At 57.6% G+C, this 17982-nt stretch carries 15 protein-coding genes; 8 read left to right on the top strand and 7 right to left on the bottom strand.

What is annotated here, in order from left to right; all coding sequences use genetic code 11:
• Positions 1-65 precede the first annotated feature (65 nt).
• Positions 66-3050, top strand: a complete 2985-nt coding sequence (secA, locus tag OHL21_RS17015; RefSeq protein ID WP_263418484.1) for a preprotein translocase subunit SecA — start codon at positions 66-68, stop codon at positions 3048-3050.
• A 210-nt stretch (positions 3051-3260) separates the two neighbouring features.
• On the opposite strand, the gene OHL21_RS17010 is transcribed toward secA, so the two are convergent.
• The 3 genes from OHL21_RS17010 to OHL21_RS17000 are packed head-to-tail and all read right to left on the bottom strand — an operon-like array spanning position 3261 to position 7200.
• Positions 3261-3857 carry a hypothetical protein gene (locus tag OHL21_RS17010; RefSeq protein ID WP_263418483.1) on the bottom strand — a complete coding sequence of 199 codons (597 nt, stop codon included), beginning with the start codon at positions 3855-3857 and terminating at the stop codon, positions 3261-3263.
• Positions 3854-5746: a sensor histidine kinase gene (locus tag OHL21_RS17005; RefSeq protein ID WP_263418482.1), complete on the bottom strand. Its 1893-nt coding sequence runs from the start codon at positions 5744-5746 to the stop codon at positions 3854-3856. Before OHL21_RS17005 ends, OHL21_RS17010 begins: the two co-directional genes overlap by 4 nt.
• A 17-nt stretch (positions 5747-5763) precedes the next feature.
• On the bottom strand, positions 5764-7200 hold the full coding sequence (locus OHL21_RS17000; RefSeq protein WP_263418481.1) for a sigma-54-dependent transcriptional regulator: 1437 nt from the start codon (positions 7198-7200) through the stop codon (positions 5764-5766).
• Positions 7201-7303: 103 nt separating this feature from the next.
• Here OHL21_RS17000 and OHL21_RS16995 point away from each other — a divergent pair, with 103 nt between their 5' ends.
• Positions 7304-7627, top strand: coding sequence for a rhodanese-like domain-containing protein (locus OHL21_RS16995; RefSeq protein ID WP_263418480.1), 324 nt, complete (start codon positions 7304-7306; stop codon positions 7625-7627).
• 122 nt (positions 7628-7749) lie between these two features.
• Here OHL21_RS16995 and OHL21_RS16990 read toward each other — a convergent pair whose 3' ends face one another.
• The 3 genes from OHL21_RS16990 to OHL21_RS16980 are packed head-to-tail and all read right to left on the bottom strand — an operon-like array spanning position 7750 to position 9883.
• Entirely contained in the window at positions 7750-8349 is a 600-nt protein-coding gene (locus OHL21_RS16990; RefSeq protein WP_263418479.1) for a TetR/AcrR family transcriptional regulator, read from the bottom strand.
• Positions 8349-9095 carry an ABC transporter permease gene (locus OHL21_RS16985; RefSeq protein ID WP_263418478.1) on the bottom strand — a complete coding sequence of 249 codons (747 nt, stop codon included), beginning with the start codon at positions 9093-9095 and terminating at the stop codon, positions 8349-8351. The genes OHL21_RS16990 and OHL21_RS16985 overlap by 1 nt, the downstream gene beginning before the upstream one ends.
• 2 nt (positions 9096-9097) lie before the next feature.
• Entirely contained in the window at positions 9098-9883 is a 786-nt protein-coding gene (locus OHL21_RS16980; RefSeq protein ID WP_263418477.1) for an ABC transporter ATP-binding protein, read from the bottom strand.
• A gap of 133 nt (positions 9884-10016) precedes the next feature.
• On the opposite strand from OHL21_RS16980, the gene OHL21_RS16975 reads away from it, so the two are divergent.
• The 6 genes from OHL21_RS16975 to OHL21_RS16950 all read left to right on the top strand — a co-directional run bounded on the left by OHL21_RS16975 (position 10017) and on the right by OHL21_RS16950 (position 17300).
• Positions 10017-11390, top strand: a complete 1374-nt coding sequence (locus tag OHL21_RS16975; protein WP_263418476.1) for a dipeptidase — start codon at positions 10017-10019, stop codon at positions 11388-11390.
• A 3-nt stretch (positions 11391-11393) separates the two neighbouring features.
• On the top strand, positions 11394-11978 hold the full coding sequence (locus tag OHL21_RS16970; protein WP_317889993.1) for a molybdenum cofactor guanylyltransferase: 585 nt from the start codon (positions 11394-11396) through the stop codon (positions 11976-11978).
• A gap of 6 nt (positions 11979-11984) precedes the next feature.
• Entirely contained in the window at positions 11985-12899 is a 915-nt protein-coding gene (locus OHL21_RS16965) for an ABC transporter ATP-binding protein (protein ID WP_263418475.1), read from the top strand.
• Between the two features lie 233 nt (positions 12900-13132).
• On the top strand, positions 13133-14638 hold the full coding sequence (locus OHL21_RS16960; RefSeq protein ID WP_263418474.1) for a sugar transferase: 1506 nt from the start codon (positions 13133-13135) through the stop codon (positions 14636-14638).
• Between the two features lie 26 nt (positions 14639-14664).
• On the top strand, positions 14665-16326 hold the full coding sequence (locus OHL21_RS16955) for an NAD+ synthase (RefSeq protein ID WP_263418473.1): 1662 nt from the start codon (positions 14665-14667) through the stop codon (positions 16324-16326).
• An 11-nt stretch (positions 16327-16337) separates the two neighbouring features.
• The gene (locus OHL21_RS16950) at positions 16338-17300 is read left to right on the top strand and encodes a DsbA family protein (RefSeq protein ID WP_263418472.1); all 963 of its coding nucleotides are present in this window, start codon (positions 16338-16340) and stop codon (positions 17298-17300) included.
• Positions 17301-17357: 57 nt separating this feature from the next.
• On the opposite strand, the gene OHL21_RS16945 is transcribed toward OHL21_RS16950, so the two are convergent.
• Positions 17358-17933, bottom strand: a complete 576-nt coding sequence (locus OHL21_RS16945) for an RNA polymerase sigma factor (RefSeq protein WP_263418471.1) — start codon at positions 17931-17933, stop codon at positions 17358-17360.
• Positions 17934-17982 lie beyond the last annotated feature (49 nt).

The following is a 17982-nucleotide window of genomic DNA, read 5'->3' as shown; positions in this document are numbered from 1 at the left end:
AGCGCGGGCAGAAGCTTTCGTCTAAACTGATAGATGGGCGCATTGCGCCCGAGGGACAACTCGTTTTGATCAATAACGTTCTCGCGAAAGTCTTCGGCACCAGTAATGAACGTGCCGTGAAGAAGCTGCTCCCGGTGGTGGAGCAGATCAATGCCCTTGAGCCGTCGGTTGCGGCGCTGTCGGATGAGGCGCTACGCGCCAAGACGGTGGAGTTCCGTGAGCGGATCGCCGCCAAAACGAATGGAATCGAAGACGCTGACGCCTTGTACGCTGCCGAGAAGGCCGCTCTCGATGAGTTATTGCCGGAAGCCTTCGCTGTGGTGCGTGAGGCAGGCAAGCGTGCGGTTGGCATGCGCCACTTCGATGTGCAGTTGATCGGCGGCATGGTGCTGCACTCCGGCAAGATCTCCGAAATGAAGACCGGCGAAGGTAAGACGCTGGTCGCCACCCTGCCTTGCTATCTGAACGCTCTCGCGGGCAGAGGCGTGCATGTAGTTACGGTGAACGACTATCTGGCCAAGCGCGACGCCGAGTGGATGGGAAAGATCTATGGCTTCCTGGGGCTGACCGTCGGCGTGATTGTGCACGATCTGGACGATCGTCAACGGCGCGAAGCCTATGGCGCGGATATCACTTACGGAACGAATAACGAGTTCGGCTTCGACTACCTCCGCGACAACATGAAGTTCGAGCTGACCGATCTGGTGCAACGCGGGCACTACTACTCCATCGTCGACGAAGTGGATTCCATCCTGATCGACGAAGCGCGTACACCCCTGATCATCAGCGGTCCTACGGACCAGACGACTGACAAGTATGCCCGCGTGAATGTAATTATTCCGGAGCTGGAGCGCGGTGAGCTGACAGAGACGATCGAACAGAAGATCTACACCGGCGACTATGTCGTTGATGAGAAGCACAAGGCCATCACCGTCACCGACGAGGGCTGGGAAAAGATCGAGAAGCTGCTCGGTATCGGAAACATCGCCGATCCGGAGAACTGGGACCTCAAGCATCACGTGGAGACCGCGGTTAAAGCGCATACGCTGTACCGCCGTGATGTCGAGTATGTGGTGAAAGACGGCGAGGTCATCATCGTCGACGAGTTCACGGGCCGCCTGATGCCGGGCCGCCGCTGGTCTGATGGTCTGCACCAGGCGATCGAGGCCAAGGAGGGCGTTGCGATCCGCAAGGAAGACCAGACGCTGGCCACCATCACCTTCCAGAACTACTTCCGTTTGTACAAGAAGCTCTCCGGCATGACCGGTACCGCTGAGACGGAAGCCGCCGAATTCGACAAGATCTACAAGCTCGAAATCGTCGTTATTCCGACGAATCGGCCGATGCGCCGCCTGGAACATCAGGACGTGGTCTACCGTACGGCGAAGGAAAAGTACTTCGCCGTGGCAGATGAGATTCAGCGGCTGCATGCCAATCATCAGCCGGTGCTGGTGGGTACGACATCGATTGAAAAATCGGAGCTGCTCTCGCAGATTCTGCAGAAGAAGGGCGTCCGCCATGTGGTTCTGAACGCTAAGTTCCACGAACGAGAAGCGGAGATCGTAGCGCAGGCGGGCCGTCTGGGAATGGTAACCATCGCCACCAACATGGCCGGGCGCGGTACCGACATTCTGCTGGGCGGCAATGCGGAGTTTATAACGCGTCAGGAGCTGGTAAAGAAGGGTTTAGCGCGCGCGGTAAGTGCCGCTGAAGGAGCGATTTCGCCGACTGCCGGACCGGGCATGACGCGGTTCTACTACCAGGGGCAGGAGTTCGAAACCTCACAGCAGCAGTGGGACTCTGTCTTTGCCGACCTCGCAGCCAAGGCGGCGGAGGAGCGTGCCCAGGTAGCCGAGGCCGGCGGTCTGTTCATCATCGGTACCGAACGGCATGAATCGCGGCGTGTGGACAATCAGCTCCGTGGCCGCGCTGGCCGCCAGGGCGATCCCGGTGCGTCAAAGTTCTATCTGTCGCTTGAGGATGACCTGATGCGCATCTTTGCGCGTGAGTGGGTCAGTACATTGCTGCAGCGCCTGGGTATGGAAGAGGGCGTGCCGATCGAGAGCAACATGATCACGCGCCGTATCGAGGCAGCGCAGAAGGCCGTCGAAACCCAGAACTTCGAGAGCCGCAAGCACGTTCTCGAGTATGACGACGTCATGAACAAGCAGCGCGAGGCCGTCTATGGCCTGCGCCGCGGCCTGCTGGAAGGCGTCGATCAGAAAGAGCTGATTCTCGATGACTACCTGACGACGGCTCTGAGCAGCGCTCTGGATGCGAACGCGCCGGCAGATGTGCATCCGGACCAATGGAAGACGACAGAGCTCTTCGCTGCGCTCGCCGATGTCTTTGGACCGGGGTTGGAGAAGGAGATCGATGCTTCGCAGTTGAACCGGCATGAGTTGGGCGAGGCTATCTACGAGAAGCTACGCGGCCGTTACGAGTTCAAAGAGCAGATTCTGTCGCCCCAGGGCATGCGCTATCACGAACGCGTCATCATGCTGAGCGTGCTCGATAGCCTGTGGAAGGACCACCTTCTGGCAATGGACCACTTGAAGGAGGGAATCGGTCTGCGTGGCTATGCGCAGCAGGATCCTCTGGTGGCCTATAAGAAGGAATCCTTCGAGATGTTCGAAGCGATGATGCTGCGCTTCCAGGAAGATACCCTGCGCACTCTTTTCCGCATGCAGATCATTGGACCGGATGGCACGCCGATCGAGACACAGGAACAGATGGCAGCGCTGCGTCCTGCAGCTCCGCCGGAACTGGAAGCGGCTGCGGTCTCTTCAGCCGAGAATGCAGCCCAGATCCCACAGACCATGCGGGAGATTCCGATTCCGACACGTGCTCCGCAGACGACGATCGATGAGCTGGAGCGCGAGTTTCAGCGGCGTAAGGAGCGTGAGCTGAATGCGGCTCGGCAAGCAGGCGGAGACGCTGCTGCCGAGCCCGCCGCGCCGCGCCGTGCCGGAGAGAAGGTCGGAAGGAACGATCTGTGCCCGTGCGGCTCCGGCAAGAAGTACAAGAAGTGCCACGGCGCCGAAGCCTAGAGCATATTCCCTGTTGGTTTAGTCCAAAGCATCCCCATCTATGGGCGTTTTCCGCAATGAAAACGCGCTGCACGCCCTTCCGGGATACCCAGCAACAGGGAAATACTCTGGGGCCGTGCAACGATTCTTTGTTGAAGGTGAGTGAAGCTCCTTTGGGAGCTCCGCCTAGATTTCCCTTCAATTATTCAATTTATTTGATCATTCAATTACTCAGCGCACGATATCGTCGAGCAACAGCTTGGCTTTGGTTGTCAGCGTATTCGCTCCATCCAGATCGCCGGCTTTCAGCGCCTCCCGCGCCTTTGAGAGGAAATCCTTAATCTGGTCCACGGCAGTCTTGTGAGAACCCGCCACTGTGCCGGAAAGGCCGTCAAGACGCTTTTGCTGCGCCGCGATGAGCTCGGCTGCCTGCTGCCGGGCCTGTGCCGAGGTATCGCCGCCGGTAGAGAGCTCTCCGATCACTGATGCGGCATCTGGCGCAGGCGTCCCTGTGCTCGCGCTCTGAGTCGGAGGTGGAGTCGTGGCGGGTTGCGTCTGCGTCTGCGTCGGCGGCCGTTGTTGCCGGCGTTGCGTCCGGGCGGGATGCTGCGGCTCTTCCTGTTTCGGTGGCGCCGGTGGCGGAGGCGCAGGGACATCGGCTTCCGCGCGGCGTTCCGCGTCCCGGACAGTAGCCGGAGGCACCTGGATCGGCGGGGCCGTGATTACGGGAGGCGTGGCCGCCTGAACGGCCTTTGGGGAGTGCTTGCAGCCCTGGGTCACGATGCAGGCGGCCGCAAGTGTAAGCAGCACTGGATAGCGGCTTGTCATACGCGGCTCCTTTCGCCCGGTACTCCGTGGCTCAATGGAAGCAAAATCGTGAAGGTGCTTCCGCGGTCCGGCGCACTCTGGTTCGTGTTCGATATTACGTCGATCGAACCACCGTGCAATTGCAACATGCGATACGTCATGGCCAGACCAATGCCGCTTCCTTTTGGCTTGGTAGTAAAGTACAGATCGAAAACCTTTGGCAGAAGTTCAGCGGGAATTCCAACTCCCTCATCCATAATACGCAGTCGCGCGTCGCCATCGTTACGATCAAGCACAATACGCAGGGTACCGCCCGCAGGCATAGCCTGTGCACCATTTAAGACGATGTTCAGCACAGCTTGTTGCAGCATCTCCGCATCAACCAGAACCATCAGTGGCGTGGAGGGCAGTTCTTCAACCAGGGTGATCTTCTGGTGCGAAAACGACTCGGCGGTGAGTGCGCCAACCTTACGCACAATCTCACGCAGATCGTAGTCATAGAGACGAAGGTCGATCGGCCGGGAGAAGTCCGCCAGGGTCTGTACGACACGATCCAGGCGCTGCATCTCCTGGGCAAGAATATCGACGTGTTTCTGCGCGCTGTCATCGGTCGCCTCTGCGAGTTTGCTGCGCAGCAGCTCCAGATGGACCACCATGGCGTTGATGGGATTTTTGACCTCGTGGCCCACACCGGCGGTGAGACGTCCGATTGCCGCCAGACGGCGCGAGACCTCAATCTCCTGCTCCAATTGCTTGGCGGAGTGAGCATCATGCAGGGTCAGCAGGGCGCCCAGGCGTTCCCCATTGCCCGTCTGCTCGCCGTGGATGAACTGAAGAGAAACCTTTGCTTCACGGCCGTCTTCCAGTACGACCGGCTCTTCAATCAGATTGGCATGCATGGCGAAGCAATCGCGGACGGCCTGTCCCAGCACTGTTCCACGATGGAAGATATCTTCGGCGGTACTGCCCAGAATGGCGTCACGATCGCGCCCGAGAAATCCTTCAACGGCTTCAGAGACCATGACGGCACGCCGGTCGGCGGTGAAAAGGATAACGCCGTCGCGCAGGGTCTCCAGCATCTGGTTCAGATTGGTCTGTAGCGCGGAATAGATCTGTTCGGTGGTGCGAATCTTTTCTCCGAGCTTGGCGATACTTTGCGAGGCACGGACCACGGCGTCCGGTTGATCACGCGGAGCTTCGATCAGCGGTGTCGACGAATTTGCCAGCATGAGTTGTTCAAGCTGCTGGTTGATGCGCTCGATAGGGTGAAGGGCGAGACTGGAGAGCAGAGCAGCGATCACGACACAGGCGGCAAGCGCCACCAGGGCAAAGATAACCGCGGCCTTCAACCAGGGTGCGTAGCTGCTGCGCAGAAACGTCGAACGGACCCCCAGATGGATCGTAAGGAACGGCTGGCCGTTGCGATCCAGAGGAAGGGTGACATCCAGCACCTGGGGACGGCCAAAGACGGTCCGTGCCTGTTCCAGAACACCGCCTCCACTAATGCGGTTGAAGGGCGAGCGGTAAGGAAATTGCTGATCCAGCAGGGTCGGATCCGTCGAAGAGAGAACCACGCCATGGAGGCCGGTCACAGTGACGTCCTGTACCGGCGGAGAGTAACGCACAATAGCGTTCATCTCATCCGTCAGGGGCTGGTATCCGCGAATGGCGTTGGCCACAGCGCTCTGAAACGCTTCGTCGGAGTTATCCGTAGGGGGATGCTCCCGCAGGCCGGTCACGAGCGCCTGGCGGGTGCTGAGGGTTACCTCGCGTACCAATACATCATTGCTGTCGCCCGTCTGCGTAATGCGTTGGCGCAACAGTTCGCCCAGAAAAACCAGGCACAACACCAGCACGACGGCGAAAGTAAGCGCGGTAAATGCGAGAACGAGCTTGGTCTTCAGGCGCATGTCGATCGGGGGAGGGGCTACGCCTCATCGCCCGCACTGGCGTATTCCTTCAGCTTGTTCTGCAGGGTCTTCGAGCTGATGCCAAGAATTTCGGCGGCGCGGGTCTTATTGTTGTTCGTTGACTCCAGTGTCTTCAGGATAAGTTGGCGCTCGGCCTCATCAACCGTCGTGCCGACCTCTAGTTCTACGATATCGTTTCCTGCCCCGGAGGCGGATTCCCGGAATGGCGGCGGAACCTGCGGTACAGGCTTCTGGAATGCCGTGTGATTCGGAGGAATAAAACCATGTTCTCCGAAGTTCGCCGGCAGATGCTTCATATCCAGAGCGCCGCTGCCGGCAAGAATCACCGCACGTTCAATGGTATTGCGGAGTTCGCGGACGTTGCCGGGCCAGGGATAGTGCATCAGCCGGGCCATGAGCGTATCCGTCAAGCCGGAGACAGTGCAGTGGTGGCGATTGTTCATGTCTTCGATCATCGACTGGGCGATTGCAGGGACATCGCTGAGATGGTCGCGCAGCGGAGGCATGTGAATGTTGAAGACATTCAGACGATAGTAGAGGTCGCCCCGCAGCTCGCCGGCGCTGACTGCCGCCTGCGGGTCTTTGTTGGTCGCGGCGATAACACGGACGTCGACCGGTGTCTCAGCCTTTGCGCCCAGACGGCGGAGTTTGCGGTCTTCCAGGACGCGCAACAGCTTGGCCTGGGTTGCCGCCGGCATCTCGCCGATCTCATCAAGCAGCAGCGTGCCTTCCTCCGCCAGCTCAAAGCAACCCGCACGGCGTTCCTGCGCGCCGGTGAATGCGCCTTTTTCGTGGCCGAAGATCTCGCTCTCGATCAGCGTCTCCGGAATGGCGGCACAGTTGACCGCCACAAAAGGTTTGGCTCTGCGAGGGCTGAGGTCGTGCAGGGCCCGGGCAGCCAACTCCTTGCCCGTCCCACTCTCGCCCGTGATGAGGACTGAGACATTGGAGGGGGCAATGCGCTCGATCAGCTCGAAGATGTCCTTCATGCTGTTCGAAGAACCGATGAGCGGGCCAAGCACACCGGTCTCTTTCAGGCGGCGGCGTGTGATTTCCAGCTCGATGTCCGCACCCACCTGGCGGCTTGCATTCTGCAGAATGGTACGCAGACGAACGGGATCAATGGGTTTTTGGATGAAGTCATAGGCGCCAATGCGCATGGCTTCAACAGCGGACTCGATCGATCCCTGCGCCGTCACCATGATGACGGCGACCTTCGTTTGCAGTTCCGAAATGCGATCCAGTAATTCCAGACCATCCATCCGCGGCATGCGCAGATCGGTGATAACGATGGAAGGAGCCCACTGCTGGATCTTCTCCAGACCTTCCAGACCGTCTCCGGCTACGTCCGTACGGTAACCCCAACTGGCTACCAGTTCCGCGAGTCCTGTGCGAGCGTTCGGCTCGTCTTCAACAATAAGAACCTTATTCACAAAAAAACTATCCTAGCTAAAAGTGTACGAGCGTTTAGATGCAAAATGTTCACCATTACAGTGCGGAAGAGCAGGAAATGCGCGCACAGGGTATCCTTATGATATGGATTGGGAGATCTCCGTCAGCGAGTACGCAAAGTTAAAACAGCAGCCGGCAGCCCCCGTTCTGGTTGACGTTCGTGAGCCGCTTGAAGTACAGCTCGCCAGTATCGAAGGTGCGGTTTTGATGCCCATGGGCGAAGTGAAGGCTCGTGCCCACCAGGAGTTGGACCCGGACGCGCACATCGTGGTGCTCTGTCATCACGGGGCACGTTCCCTTTCAGTGACGGCCTGGCTTCGCCGTGAGGGATTCGAGAACGTGCAGTCTATCGCGGGCGGAATCGACGCATGGTCGCGCGAACTTGATCCCACTATTCCCCGATACTAAGAGACATTCTAAAGTATTTCCCTGCTGCCAGGTACCCCGGAAGGGGTGTGCAGCAGCGTTTTCATCGCGGAAAATCGCCCATAGATTGCGGAAGCCCTCCTCTACACCTACAGGGAAATGCTCTAACGTCTGGGCAGCGCATATAGGGCGAGAAACGCCTCAGCGATATGCCGTTCCAGGTGAGGTGCGAATTGACCCTGGCTACCGGGTTCGCGCTTGTGAAAGATATTGCGATAGAGCAGTGGTCCCATAAGCAAAGAAATCGCCGACTCTACATCGATCGTTGGGACCAGCGTTCCACGCTGCTGCTCGCGCTGTATCCATTCCTGCAGGGCAGTGATGACAGGGGACATGGCGCGCGCCCGCCAGGCTCTGCCGAATTCCAGGTTCCTGGAGGCATACGCAAGGACATGGGGCATAATTCGCTCGCGCAGAAGAGCACGGTCCGGGGCGGGTTGATAGCTCAGGCGTGCAATGAGATCAGCACGCAGATCTCCGGTATCTGGTACGGGAACCTTGATATCACTCCCGACAAGATAGCTCAGAGCTTCCAGGCAGAGCGCATCTTTGTTCGGCCAGTGCTTGTAGATGGTTGCTTTGCTGACCCCCGAGACCTCAGCGATGGTGTCCATGCTGGTGGCATCGAGGCCGCGCTCTGCAAAGAGCGAGATTGCGGCCTCGATGACCTTTTGGTGCGCTATCTGACTTCGCGTGCGTGCCACTAGACTTCGATCTTAGAAAACAGGTAAGCGCCCAGCAAGAGGAAGGCCCCCGCGACCACCGTCAGGACCATTAGGTTCGTGGATGGTGTGAAGTGCCACACATTGGTGAGCATTCCTCTCAACCCGTCGACTCCGTATGACAGTGGATCAATCTGATTCGCGATCCTCATGCCGATCTTCTGATTGTCGAGAGGGAACAAGGCTCCCGACAGAAAGTAGATAGGCATGACCAGAAAATTCATCACGATCTGGAATCCCTGCATGTCTTTGATCGCCGAGCCGAGCGCTGTGCCCAGTGCGGCAAAGACCAGGGCAATGAGAAAGAGGAAGAGAAACGCACCTGGCAACGCCAGCCAGCTTTGCGGGCGGAAGCCGGCCAGAAGGCAGACGCAAAGGACGATCGTTCCCTGAATGATGGCCACTGTCGCACCTCCAAGCGTACGGCCGATCATGATCTGTAGCCGTGAGACAGGTGCTACGAGGGTCTCTTTCAGGAAGCCGAACTGGCGGTCCCACAACATTGCGATTCCTGAAAAAACAGCAGAGAAAAGCACTGTCATAGCCACGACGCCCGGAGCCATGAATTGCAGGTAACTGCCGCGGCCAGCCTGCCGAAAGACAGCGCCAAATCCAAAGCCGAATGCGAACAGGTACAGACAGGGTTGCGCCAGCGAGGCGACCACCTGTACCCGGGAGCGGACATACCGCTTCAATTCGCGCAGCCACAGAATGTAAATTGCTCCCATTGCTATCGCCTCCACATCTGCGCCATCTGGCGCAGCCCTGCTTTTGCATCGGCACTTTCATTTCGCAGAGACGAGCCCGTCAGCGCGAGGAATGCAGCCTCAAGTGAGTCCGTGGATGTCTGTTGTTTGAGCTCAGCCGCGGTGCCCTGCGCGACGATGGCGCCGTGATCCATGATGGCAATGCGATGCGCCACTTTTTCGGCCTCGTCCATGTAGTGTGTCGTCAGGAAGACAGTAGTCTTTTCGGTCTCGTTCAATGCCTTCACATGCGTCCAGAGCTGATTGCGGCTCTGCGGGTCAAGGCCAAGTGTGGGTTCATCGAGAAAGAGAATCTTCGGCGTATGCAGCAGTCCGCGTGCGATCTCAAGCCGCCGCTTCATGCCGCCGGAAAAGGTCTTAACCAGTGAGTCCTTACGGTCCCAGAGCTCAAAGGTCTTCAGTAGAAACACAATACGCGTTGCCCTTACCTTGCGAGGTACGTGATAAAGAACGCCGTGGAGCTCCATGTTCTCCCAGGCAGTCTGCTCCTGGTCGAGGCTGGGATCCTGAAAGACGATGCCAAAGCGCTGACGGGCTTCCTTCTGATGGACATTGGGGTCCATGCCGTCTAGCTGAATGGCGCCGCTGGTCGGCCGCAGCAGGGTAGTCAGCATTTTGATGGTGGTGGATTTACCCGCCCCATTGGGGCCAAGGAAGGCAAAGATCTCGCCCTGGGCGACATCGAAGGAGATCTCTTTGACTGCGGTGAAATCTCCAAATCGCCGGACAAGGTTACGGACACTGATCATGCAGATCGCTCCTCCGGTTATAAATACTGAACGGTTTAGTTTATTTATGTCAACACCGAACTTCGGCCGTGTATATGATTGACCTTTCGGGAAGGCCCCTCAAGGGAGTCTCAGGATTGGGAAGGTCGCGCGTATGTCCAAGAAAGCGTTAGAGTTCGCAACGAAGAATCAGGGGAAAGCATTGGCGGAGCTGAAAGAATTTCTTCGCATTCCCTCCATCTCTACACTGCCAGATCACGCCGGGGATGTTCGCAAGGCGGCTGTATTTCTTGCAGATGAGCTGAAGCGCATCGGGCTGGAGAATGTACGCCTGATTGAGACTTCGGGCCATCCCCTGGTCTACGGCGACTGGCTGGGAGCTACGGCAAAGCCAACGGTGCTGTGTTACGGACATTACGATGTACAACCGCCCGATCCTCTGGATGAGTGGCTATCGCCTCCCTTTGAACCAGTGGAGCGTAATGGCAACATCTATGCGCGTGGCGCCGTCGACGACAAAGGACAACTCTGGATGCAGGTGAAGGCTCTGGAGGCGCTGTTCCATGAGTACGGCGGCAAGTTGCCGGTGAACGTAAGGGTGCTTTGCGAAGGGGAAGAGGAGGTCGGAGGCGAGGGAATTGCAGAGTACGTACAACAGCACCCTGAGGCGTTGAAGGCGGACGTGGCGCTGGTCTGCGACACCGAGATGTTCGCACCGGAGCTGCCCACTCTGTGCGTTGGACTGCGCGGCATGATCTATACCGAGATCGAGGTCCGCGGAGCCAAAACCGATCTTCATTCGGGCATCTATGGCGGCGCCGCGCCTAATCCCTTTGTCGCGTTGGCGCAGATTATTGCCGGTTTGAAGGATGCAAACGAGCATATTTGCATTCCAGGCTTTTACGACGATCTCCAGCCGCCGACAGAGGACGAACTCGCCGCATGGAAGCGTCTTCCGTTTGACGAAGAACATTACCGTCAGACCGAGGTCGGCTCTCCGGAACTGGTCGGAGAGAAAGGGTATTCCGTCATTGAACGTGTCTCAGTCAGGCCTACGCTGGACGTACACGGAATGCCGGGAGGATTCACAGGAGCTGGAGCGAAGACCGTGATTCCGGCCAAGGCTGTAGCGAAGGTCAGTATGCGGCTCGTGCCGAATATGACGTCAGCCGGCGCGTATGAGAAGTACGCCGCATATGTCCAGCAGCTCTCGCCCCGGGGCGTAACGGTGGAGACGCGCCTGATCCATTCCGGGGAACCGGTGGTGATCGGTACGGATAATCCCTTCGTGCAGAAAGCCGTCAAGGCAATGCACGAGATCTGGAAGAAGGACACGGTCTTTGTCCGCGGCGGCGGTTCGATTCCGATTGTCGGAGAGTTCGAGCGCCACCTGAAGGTGCCGGTGATCCTGATGGGCTTCGGTCTGCCAGATGACAATCTGCATGCGCCCAATGAGAAGTTCCATATCGCGAATTTCTATCGGGGAATCGATTCCATCATTCTGTTTCTGGAAAACTGCGGGGTATAGCGCGTGGAACGGCTTGCAGGATGCGTGCTGGCCGGCGGCAGGAGTACGCGGATGGGGCGTGACAAGGCGCTACTGCGGGTCGGTGGCAGAACGCTGCATGCTCTTGCCGTGGACAAACTGGCGGCGTGTACAACCTTGCTGTACACCTCCGGGGAACAGGTCGATCCAGAAGAACGGCGTTCTATCGTATTGAAGGATCCATACTCGTGCGGTCCAGTGGGGGGCATCGTTACGGCTCTCGAAGCATCCGAAGCAGAGTGGATGTTGTTTCTTCCGGTAGACATGCCATTGGTCCCAGAAGCATGGATGCGTCACCTGGCGCAGATGACGGTGACATCCAACTCAATGGCGATCGTGACCCGGACTCCGGAAGGCCCGCAGCCACTGGTTGCGGCATATCGGCGAGGCGTGCTGCCTGAGCTGCGGCGGGCGCTTGAGGTGGCACAATACAAAGTGATGGCTGCTCTTGTGTCGCCGGTGCAGTGGGTGGAAACAGGGGAAGAATTTTCCGGGCAGTTTCGCAATCTGAATACTCCTCAGGAAGTTTCTGACCTGCGCCGGTTAGGCTTCAACGTCTCATGGGGGTAGAGAGAGATGATGCACGAAAGGGAACCAGAGGTACCTGAGGAGATTCCTGGAGAGGATGCGCCGTTAACGGCGGATGTATCCCCGGAGTTGGCCGATGTCGTAGAAGAGTTCATGACGGAAGCCGCTGAGCAGAACGAAGCGGCAAAGGAATCGGCGGTTGTTCCGGGCAAGCCGTTACCCTATATCTCATTTGAGAAAGTCTCCAAGTCGTTTGGCGATGCTCATGTTCTGCAGAAAGTCAGCTTCTGCGTGCTGCCAGGCGAGACCCTTTGTATTCTTGGCCGAAGCGGCGTAGGAAAGTCGGTTGCCTTGCAGATTCTGATGGGATTTCTGAAGGCTGACAGCGGCAAGGTACGCGTGGCCGGGGAGGACATTTGCGGGTTCACGGAGCGCGAGATGCAGGCGATCCGGCGCAAGGTCACGATGGTCTTTCAAAATGGGGCTCTGTTCGATTCGATTACCGTGGGCGAGAATGTTGCCTTTCCTCTACGTGAGCGCGGCGATCTTGGAGAGGAGCAGATCAGCCAAGTGGTCAAAGGATTGCTTGAGATGGTTGGAGTAGCAGGGATGGAAGACCTCCTTCCATCAGACCTGTCTACCGGGATGAAGCGGTCCGTGGCGATTGCCCGGGCATTGGCATCGCAGCCGGAGGCAATTTTGTATGATGAGCCCACAACCATGGTGGACCCATTGATGGGACAACTTTTGGGCAACCTGATCGAACGCTTAAAGCGTCAACTTCACCTAACCAGTATTGTTGTGACACACGACATGAGGTTCGCCAAAAAACTGGCAGACCGCGTGGTATTCCTGCACGAGGGAAAAGCGCAGTTCTTTGGGACGATTGAGGAGATGGAGAGAACCCAGGATCCTGTCCTGCGGGAGTTCCTGGCGCTTGATGAACTTGTTTTGCCTGTGTAAGGCAACTTTCATCTCTGGTTTGTGTTATCTAACGGAGAAAAATAGACTTACGAATGGTACCTAGCAGCATCTTGGGGGTTGTTCTGAGAGATGCCGCAAGGTTATCCTGTCAACAAAGGACTTAGATCCAGACGCTGTAGTCACTTCACCTTCAGAAGGCGATATTGTGCAGACGGTATCGGTGCACTGAAGGCTCACAAAACCTTTGTTTAGCCAGGATTAGGCGAGTTTCGATGGCGGCACCTGAATATCTGCAACAGGCGGTAGTGGCGGGCAAGCGCGGGCGTTCTGCTGCGCGCCGAGCCGGCCGGGGCGCTGTGCTGAGTAGTTCTGCGCCTGCGCTCATGTGGGCATCCGTAGATTATTTAACCGCTGTTTTATGCGGCGTGATCGCGTTCCGGATGCGATTCCAGGGAACTGGCTTGCCCAGCACCACTCTCTATCACGAGATGTTGCTTCAAGCGATACAGCAGCAGTTTCTTTGGTACCTGCTCTCATTCGCATTTTGCGTGGTTTTCTTCTCGCGGCTTCATGGGCTGTACGCTCCAATCCAGCATCATAGTGGTCTCCATGAACAGCGAGTGACCTTCGAGTCTGTGCTGACAGCCGGGCTTCTGTTTTGCGGATTCCTCTATTTGACGCATGGCGAGAGTATCTCGCGGGTTGTGGTGCTGCTGACTGTAGCCTTTACCCAGGTAGCGCTCTCGATCCGTCGTGTTGCGTGGCGCAGGATGGTGTATTCGCGTTATCGCGAGGGGCTTGAGGTTCGTAACGTTCTCATTATCGGAACAGGTCGTGTAGCCCAGGCTCTCCGTAATCACCTGGAGACACTGCAACATTTCGGTTTCCGCTTCAAAGGCTTCGTCTCGTTGACGCCGGAGGATGCGCTGAATTCGAACCGGGAGATTGTGGGCGATCTCCGCAATATCGTTCCGCTGGCGCGCAGTCTGTTTGTCGATGAGGTTTTCTTTTCGGTACCAGCAGAGCGGAATATCGTCATCGGTGTTGTTGAAGAGGCGCGGTCCGCGGGAATTGACGTCCGCGTTGTGCCTGACCTGTATGACGGCCTGGCCTGGAATGCGCCGGTAGAGTACATCGGTCAGTTCCCAACGATTCCTCTGCATCGCCGTGAGTTCCCGATCGGGGCTTTTATGGCGAAGAGAATCCTGGATCTCGTCATTTCATCGCTGGCTTTGACCTTGCTGTCGCCGCTGATGCTTCTGATTGCCATCATGATCAGGGCCAATTCGAAGGGGCCCATCTTCTATCGTGCAGAGCGTATTGGCCGCAAGGGACGTAAGTTTGCATGCTTCAAGTTCCGCACGATGGTGCCGAACGCCGACGAGTTGAAGAAAAAACTGGCTCATATGAATGAGCGCGACGGCATTCTCTTCAAAATCAAGCATGATCCGCGCATTACGAGCGTTGGCCGCGTCCTGCGGAAGTATTCCCTGGATGAGCTGCCGCAGTTATGGAATGTACTTCGAGGGGACATGAGCCTGGTTGGCCCGCGGCCTCCACTTGCCGCGGAAGTCGAGCGTTACGATATCTCACACCTTCGCCGCCTTGATGTATTGCCGGGAATCACAGGGCTTTGGCAGGTGGAAGCACGTCAGGATCCGTCGTTCGACAACTACATCTCCCTCGATACGGCATATGTCGAGAACTGGACCTTTGGCCTGGATCTCAAGATTCTGATTCGCACCATCAGCGTGGTCTTCACCGGCACCGGTACCTAAACGCCGGTCGGCGGTACACTGGATCTGTGAAGATTGCTCTGGCGCAGATTAACCCTACGATCGGGGATTTCTCCGGCAACCTCAAGAAAATTCTGGACTTCACCCAGCGGGCGGTCGACGCAGGGGCTGACCTGACCGTCTTTCCGGAGCTCGCAGTCTGTGGCTATCTGCCTGCTGACTTTCTGGAAAAAGACGCCTTCATCGCTCGCGCGAGCGAGACTTTGGCAAAAATCGCGGAACAGACGACCTATACCTCCGTCCTGTGTGGTTCCGTGCTGCCGTCCGGCGTGATTACGGGTAAGAACGTGCGCAATGTGGCGGCTTTATTGACCGAGGGACGTGTGAGCTTTCTGCAGCAGAAGATGCTGCTGCCGTTTTACGACGTCTTCGACGAGCAACGTTACTTCGAGCCGGCTCAGCAGCAGACCATCGTTACGTTGAAAGGCCAGCCGATCGCTATCACGATCTGCGAGGATGCGTGGAATGACAAGCTGTACTGGCCGCGCCGGTTTTATCCGATAGATCCGGTCGAAGAGCTGATGAAGAAATGGCCACAGCAGAGCGATACAGCGCGCATCATTCTGAATATCTCAGCGTCTCCTTATTGGCACGAGAAGCGACAGATGCGCAGTGAGATGTTGGCAGCACTCGCCCGCCGCCACCATGCGGTGGTCGCCATGTGCAATCAGGTCGGAGGCAATGACAGCCTTCTGTTCGACGGGACTTCGATCGCATTCGATCCGGAAGGCTGTGTGATCGCCCGGGCAAAATCGTTCGAAGAAGATCTGCTACTCTTCGATACCGCCGATCGCAGTACTCCCTGTGTTCCCGTCGCGCAGGACGATGAGGTGGCTGGCGCCTGGCAGGCACTGGTAATGGGCACGCGCGACTACGTCCGCAAATGCGGATTTTCAAAGGTCCTGGTCGGCTTGAGCGGAGGCATCGACTCGGCGCTGGTTGCAGCAATCGCTACGGAAGCCTTTGGAGCGGAGAATGTGATCGGCGTTGGCATGCCCAGTGAGTTCTCGTCATCTCACTCGATTGAGGATGCGCGAGCCTTGGCTCAAAACCTGGGGATTCGCTTCGAGCTGCTTGCCATCCGCGAGATCTACGACCAGTTCACCCAGGTGCTGCATCCGCTCTTTCAGGGAACACCGTTCGGGCTTGCCGAGGAGAACATTCAGCCACGCATCCGTGGAACGCTGCTGATGGCGCTATCGAACAAATTTGGTGCGCTGGTGCTCACGACCGGCAATAAAAGCGAGATGGCAGTTGGCTACTGTACGCTTTACGGCGATATGGTAGGCGGCTTGGCGGTGATTGGAGATGTGGCCAAGACACGCGTCTATGAGCTAAGCCGCTATGTCAATCGCGAGCGCGAGATCATTCCTGTGGCAACGATTGAGAAACCACCGTCAGCGGAGCTACGGCCGGGACAACTGGATACGGACTCGTTGCCGCCGTACGATATTCTCGATCCGATCCTTGAAGCCTATGTGGAGCGCTACGAGAGCGCCGAGCAGATAGCAAAGACACAGGGCGTTGACCGTTCTTTGGTCGAACAGGTCTTACGATTGGTCGAGCGCAGTGAATACAAGCGGCAACAGGCCGCGCCGGTGCTGAAGGTGACGCGCAAATCTTTTGGCAACGGCCGCAGGTTCCCCATTGCAGTAAAGGTTCAGGTTTAGAAAGGCTACCCTTGAATAAGAAAATGCTTGGTTTAGTTCTCGCGGCGGCGCTTACTGGCAGCGCGGTCGCCATGGCGCAGACAGCGGACGCTCCTTCCGCGGCACAGGCTGATCCGTTGCCGCAGCCCAATCCAAAGTTCTTTACCGCTGAGACACCAACGGTCGCGACTGTGAACGCCTTTTTGAAGGCGCAGTGGGGTTATGACACAAATCGTATCTGGCGTGTCATGGCAATCCAGAAGACGATGGCGCCGGGAATAAGCCGCGTCGTGGTCTTCATTACCCAAAAGGGACAGGCAAACCAGCAGCCGCAGTCCCTACAATTTCTGACGACGCCTGACGGCAAGTTCGCTCTGACTGGTGACCAGGTGATGCCATTTGGCGAAAAGCCGTTCGCGGCGCTGCGATCAACGCTGCAGCAGCGGGCCGACGGGCCGGCCAAAGGAGCCGCGGGGAAGGATCTGCTGCTGGTTGAGTTCGCCGATATGCAGTGCCCGCACTGCAAGGAATCCGAAAAGATTTTCGATCAACTGGTGACAGACTTCCCGAATGCGCGTGTCGTGTTCCAGAACTTTCCTCTGACGGAGATTCATCCGTACGCCTATAAAGCAGCTTCTTATGGAGTCTGCGTGGCACAGAAGGGCAATGATGCTTTCTTTACCTTCTTGCATGAGGTCTTCGCAAAGCAGGAGGCGCTGACACCCGAAGCCGGTGACCAGACTCTGGCTGCCGCAGCAACTGCCGCCGGACAGGATCCGGCTGCGATCGCTGCCTGTGCGTCAACGCCGGCCACAAAGGCGAAAGTGGATGCACAAATCAAACTGGCGGAAGATTCCGGAGTCGACCAGACTCCGATGATCTCCGTGAATGGACATCTGATTCCCCTCGGGAATGTCCCCTACGAGGTCCTGAAGCAGATCGTCGCATTTCAGGCGGTGCAGGACGGCGTTCCGGCAGGAACACCGTCCAAGTAAGCGTCAGGCGCAGAGTAAGCGTCAGGCGCAGAGTAAGCGTCAGGCGCAGAGTAAGCGTCAGGCGCAGGCAGTTTCTTCACGCGGGGAGGGCAGTGGCCCTCCCCGAAGTATTTTCCGGCCCCGGTAGAGATAGCTTTTGAGTGCCGGGATTGTATGTCCCTGGAGCTCCGAAATCTCGCTCAGACTCATCTCCGAGAGATAGTGCATCGTGACGGTTGCCTTCATATTGGCTGGCAGAAGGTCGAGCCGGGCCATGGTGCGCCGGAACATCTCGCGTTCGATGCAGATGTGTTCCGGAGACTCATCCTCGGTGGTGGTAAGCGATTCGACGGCAAACCGCATCTCGGGTTCGGTGTCGATCGAGCCGGCCTGGCGAACTCGGCGGCTGCGCAGCATCTGCAAGGAGTGATTGCGGACGATCATGCAGAGCCAGCCGAGCAGTGCCTGCTCGTCGGCGAGCTGCTCGATGCGGTTCATGGCCTTGTAATAGGCCTCCTGCAGGGCATCTTCTGCGTCTGCTTCGTTCCTCAGGATCGAGTGGGCTATGCCCTTCAGAAGTGAGCGGCGGTTAAGAAACAGCTCTGTGAGTGCGACAATGCGCCCCGTTGGGCAGGGGGTATGATGCTGATCCATCTAGCTTCTCCAGTGAAGGCGATGCCGAGGCAACGCAGCCATGGAAGCG

Origin of the sequence: Terriglobus albidus, from assembly GCF_025685425.1 — a bacterium.
GTDB classification, from domain to species: Bacteria; Acidobacteriota; Terriglobia; order Terriglobales; family Acidobacteriaceae; genus Terriglobus; species Terriglobus albidus.
Note: the sequence above shows the minus strand (reverse complement) of the source record. Positions and strands in the feature narration are given on the sequence as shown.

Bases quoted from the DNA above. Each gene is read 5' to 3' on its own strand.
- OHL21_RS17005 (WP_263418482.1), bottom strand. From the start codon at position 5,746: ATGCGCCTGAAGACCAAGCTCGTTCTCGCATTTACCGCGCTTACTTTC.
- OHL21_RS16995 (WP_263418480.1), top strand. From the start codon at position 7,304: ATGGATTGGGAGATCTCCGTCAGCGAGTACGCAAAGTTAAAACAGCAG.
- OHL21_RS16980 (WP_263418477.1), bottom strand. From the start codon at position 9,883: ATGATCAGTGTCCGTAACCTTGTCCGGCGATTTGGAGATTTCACCGCA.
- OHL21_RS16945 (WP_263418471.1), bottom strand. From the start codon at position 17,933: ATGGATCAGCATCATACCCCCTGCCCAACGGGGCGCATTGTCGCACTC.
- OHL21_RS17010 (WP_263418483.1), bottom strand. From the start codon at position 3,857: ATGACAAGCCGCTATCCAGTGCTGCTTACACTTGCGGCCGCCTGCATC.
- OHL21_RS16960 (WP_263418474.1), top strand. From the start codon at position 13,133: ATGGCGGCACCTGAATATCTGCAACAGGCGGTAGTGGCGGGCAAGCGC.
- OHL21_RS16965 (WP_263418475.1), top strand. From the start codon at position 11,985: ATGATGCACGAAAGGGAACCAGAGGTACCTGAGGAGATTCCTGGAGAG.
- OHL21_RS16985 (WP_263418478.1), bottom strand. From the start codon at position 9,095: ATGGGAGCAATTTACATTCTGTGGCTGCGCGAATTGAAGCGGTATGTC.
- OHL21_RS16975 (WP_263418476.1), top strand. From the start codon at position 10,017: ATGTCCAAGAAAGCGTTAGAGTTCGCAACGAAGAATCAGGGGAAAGCA.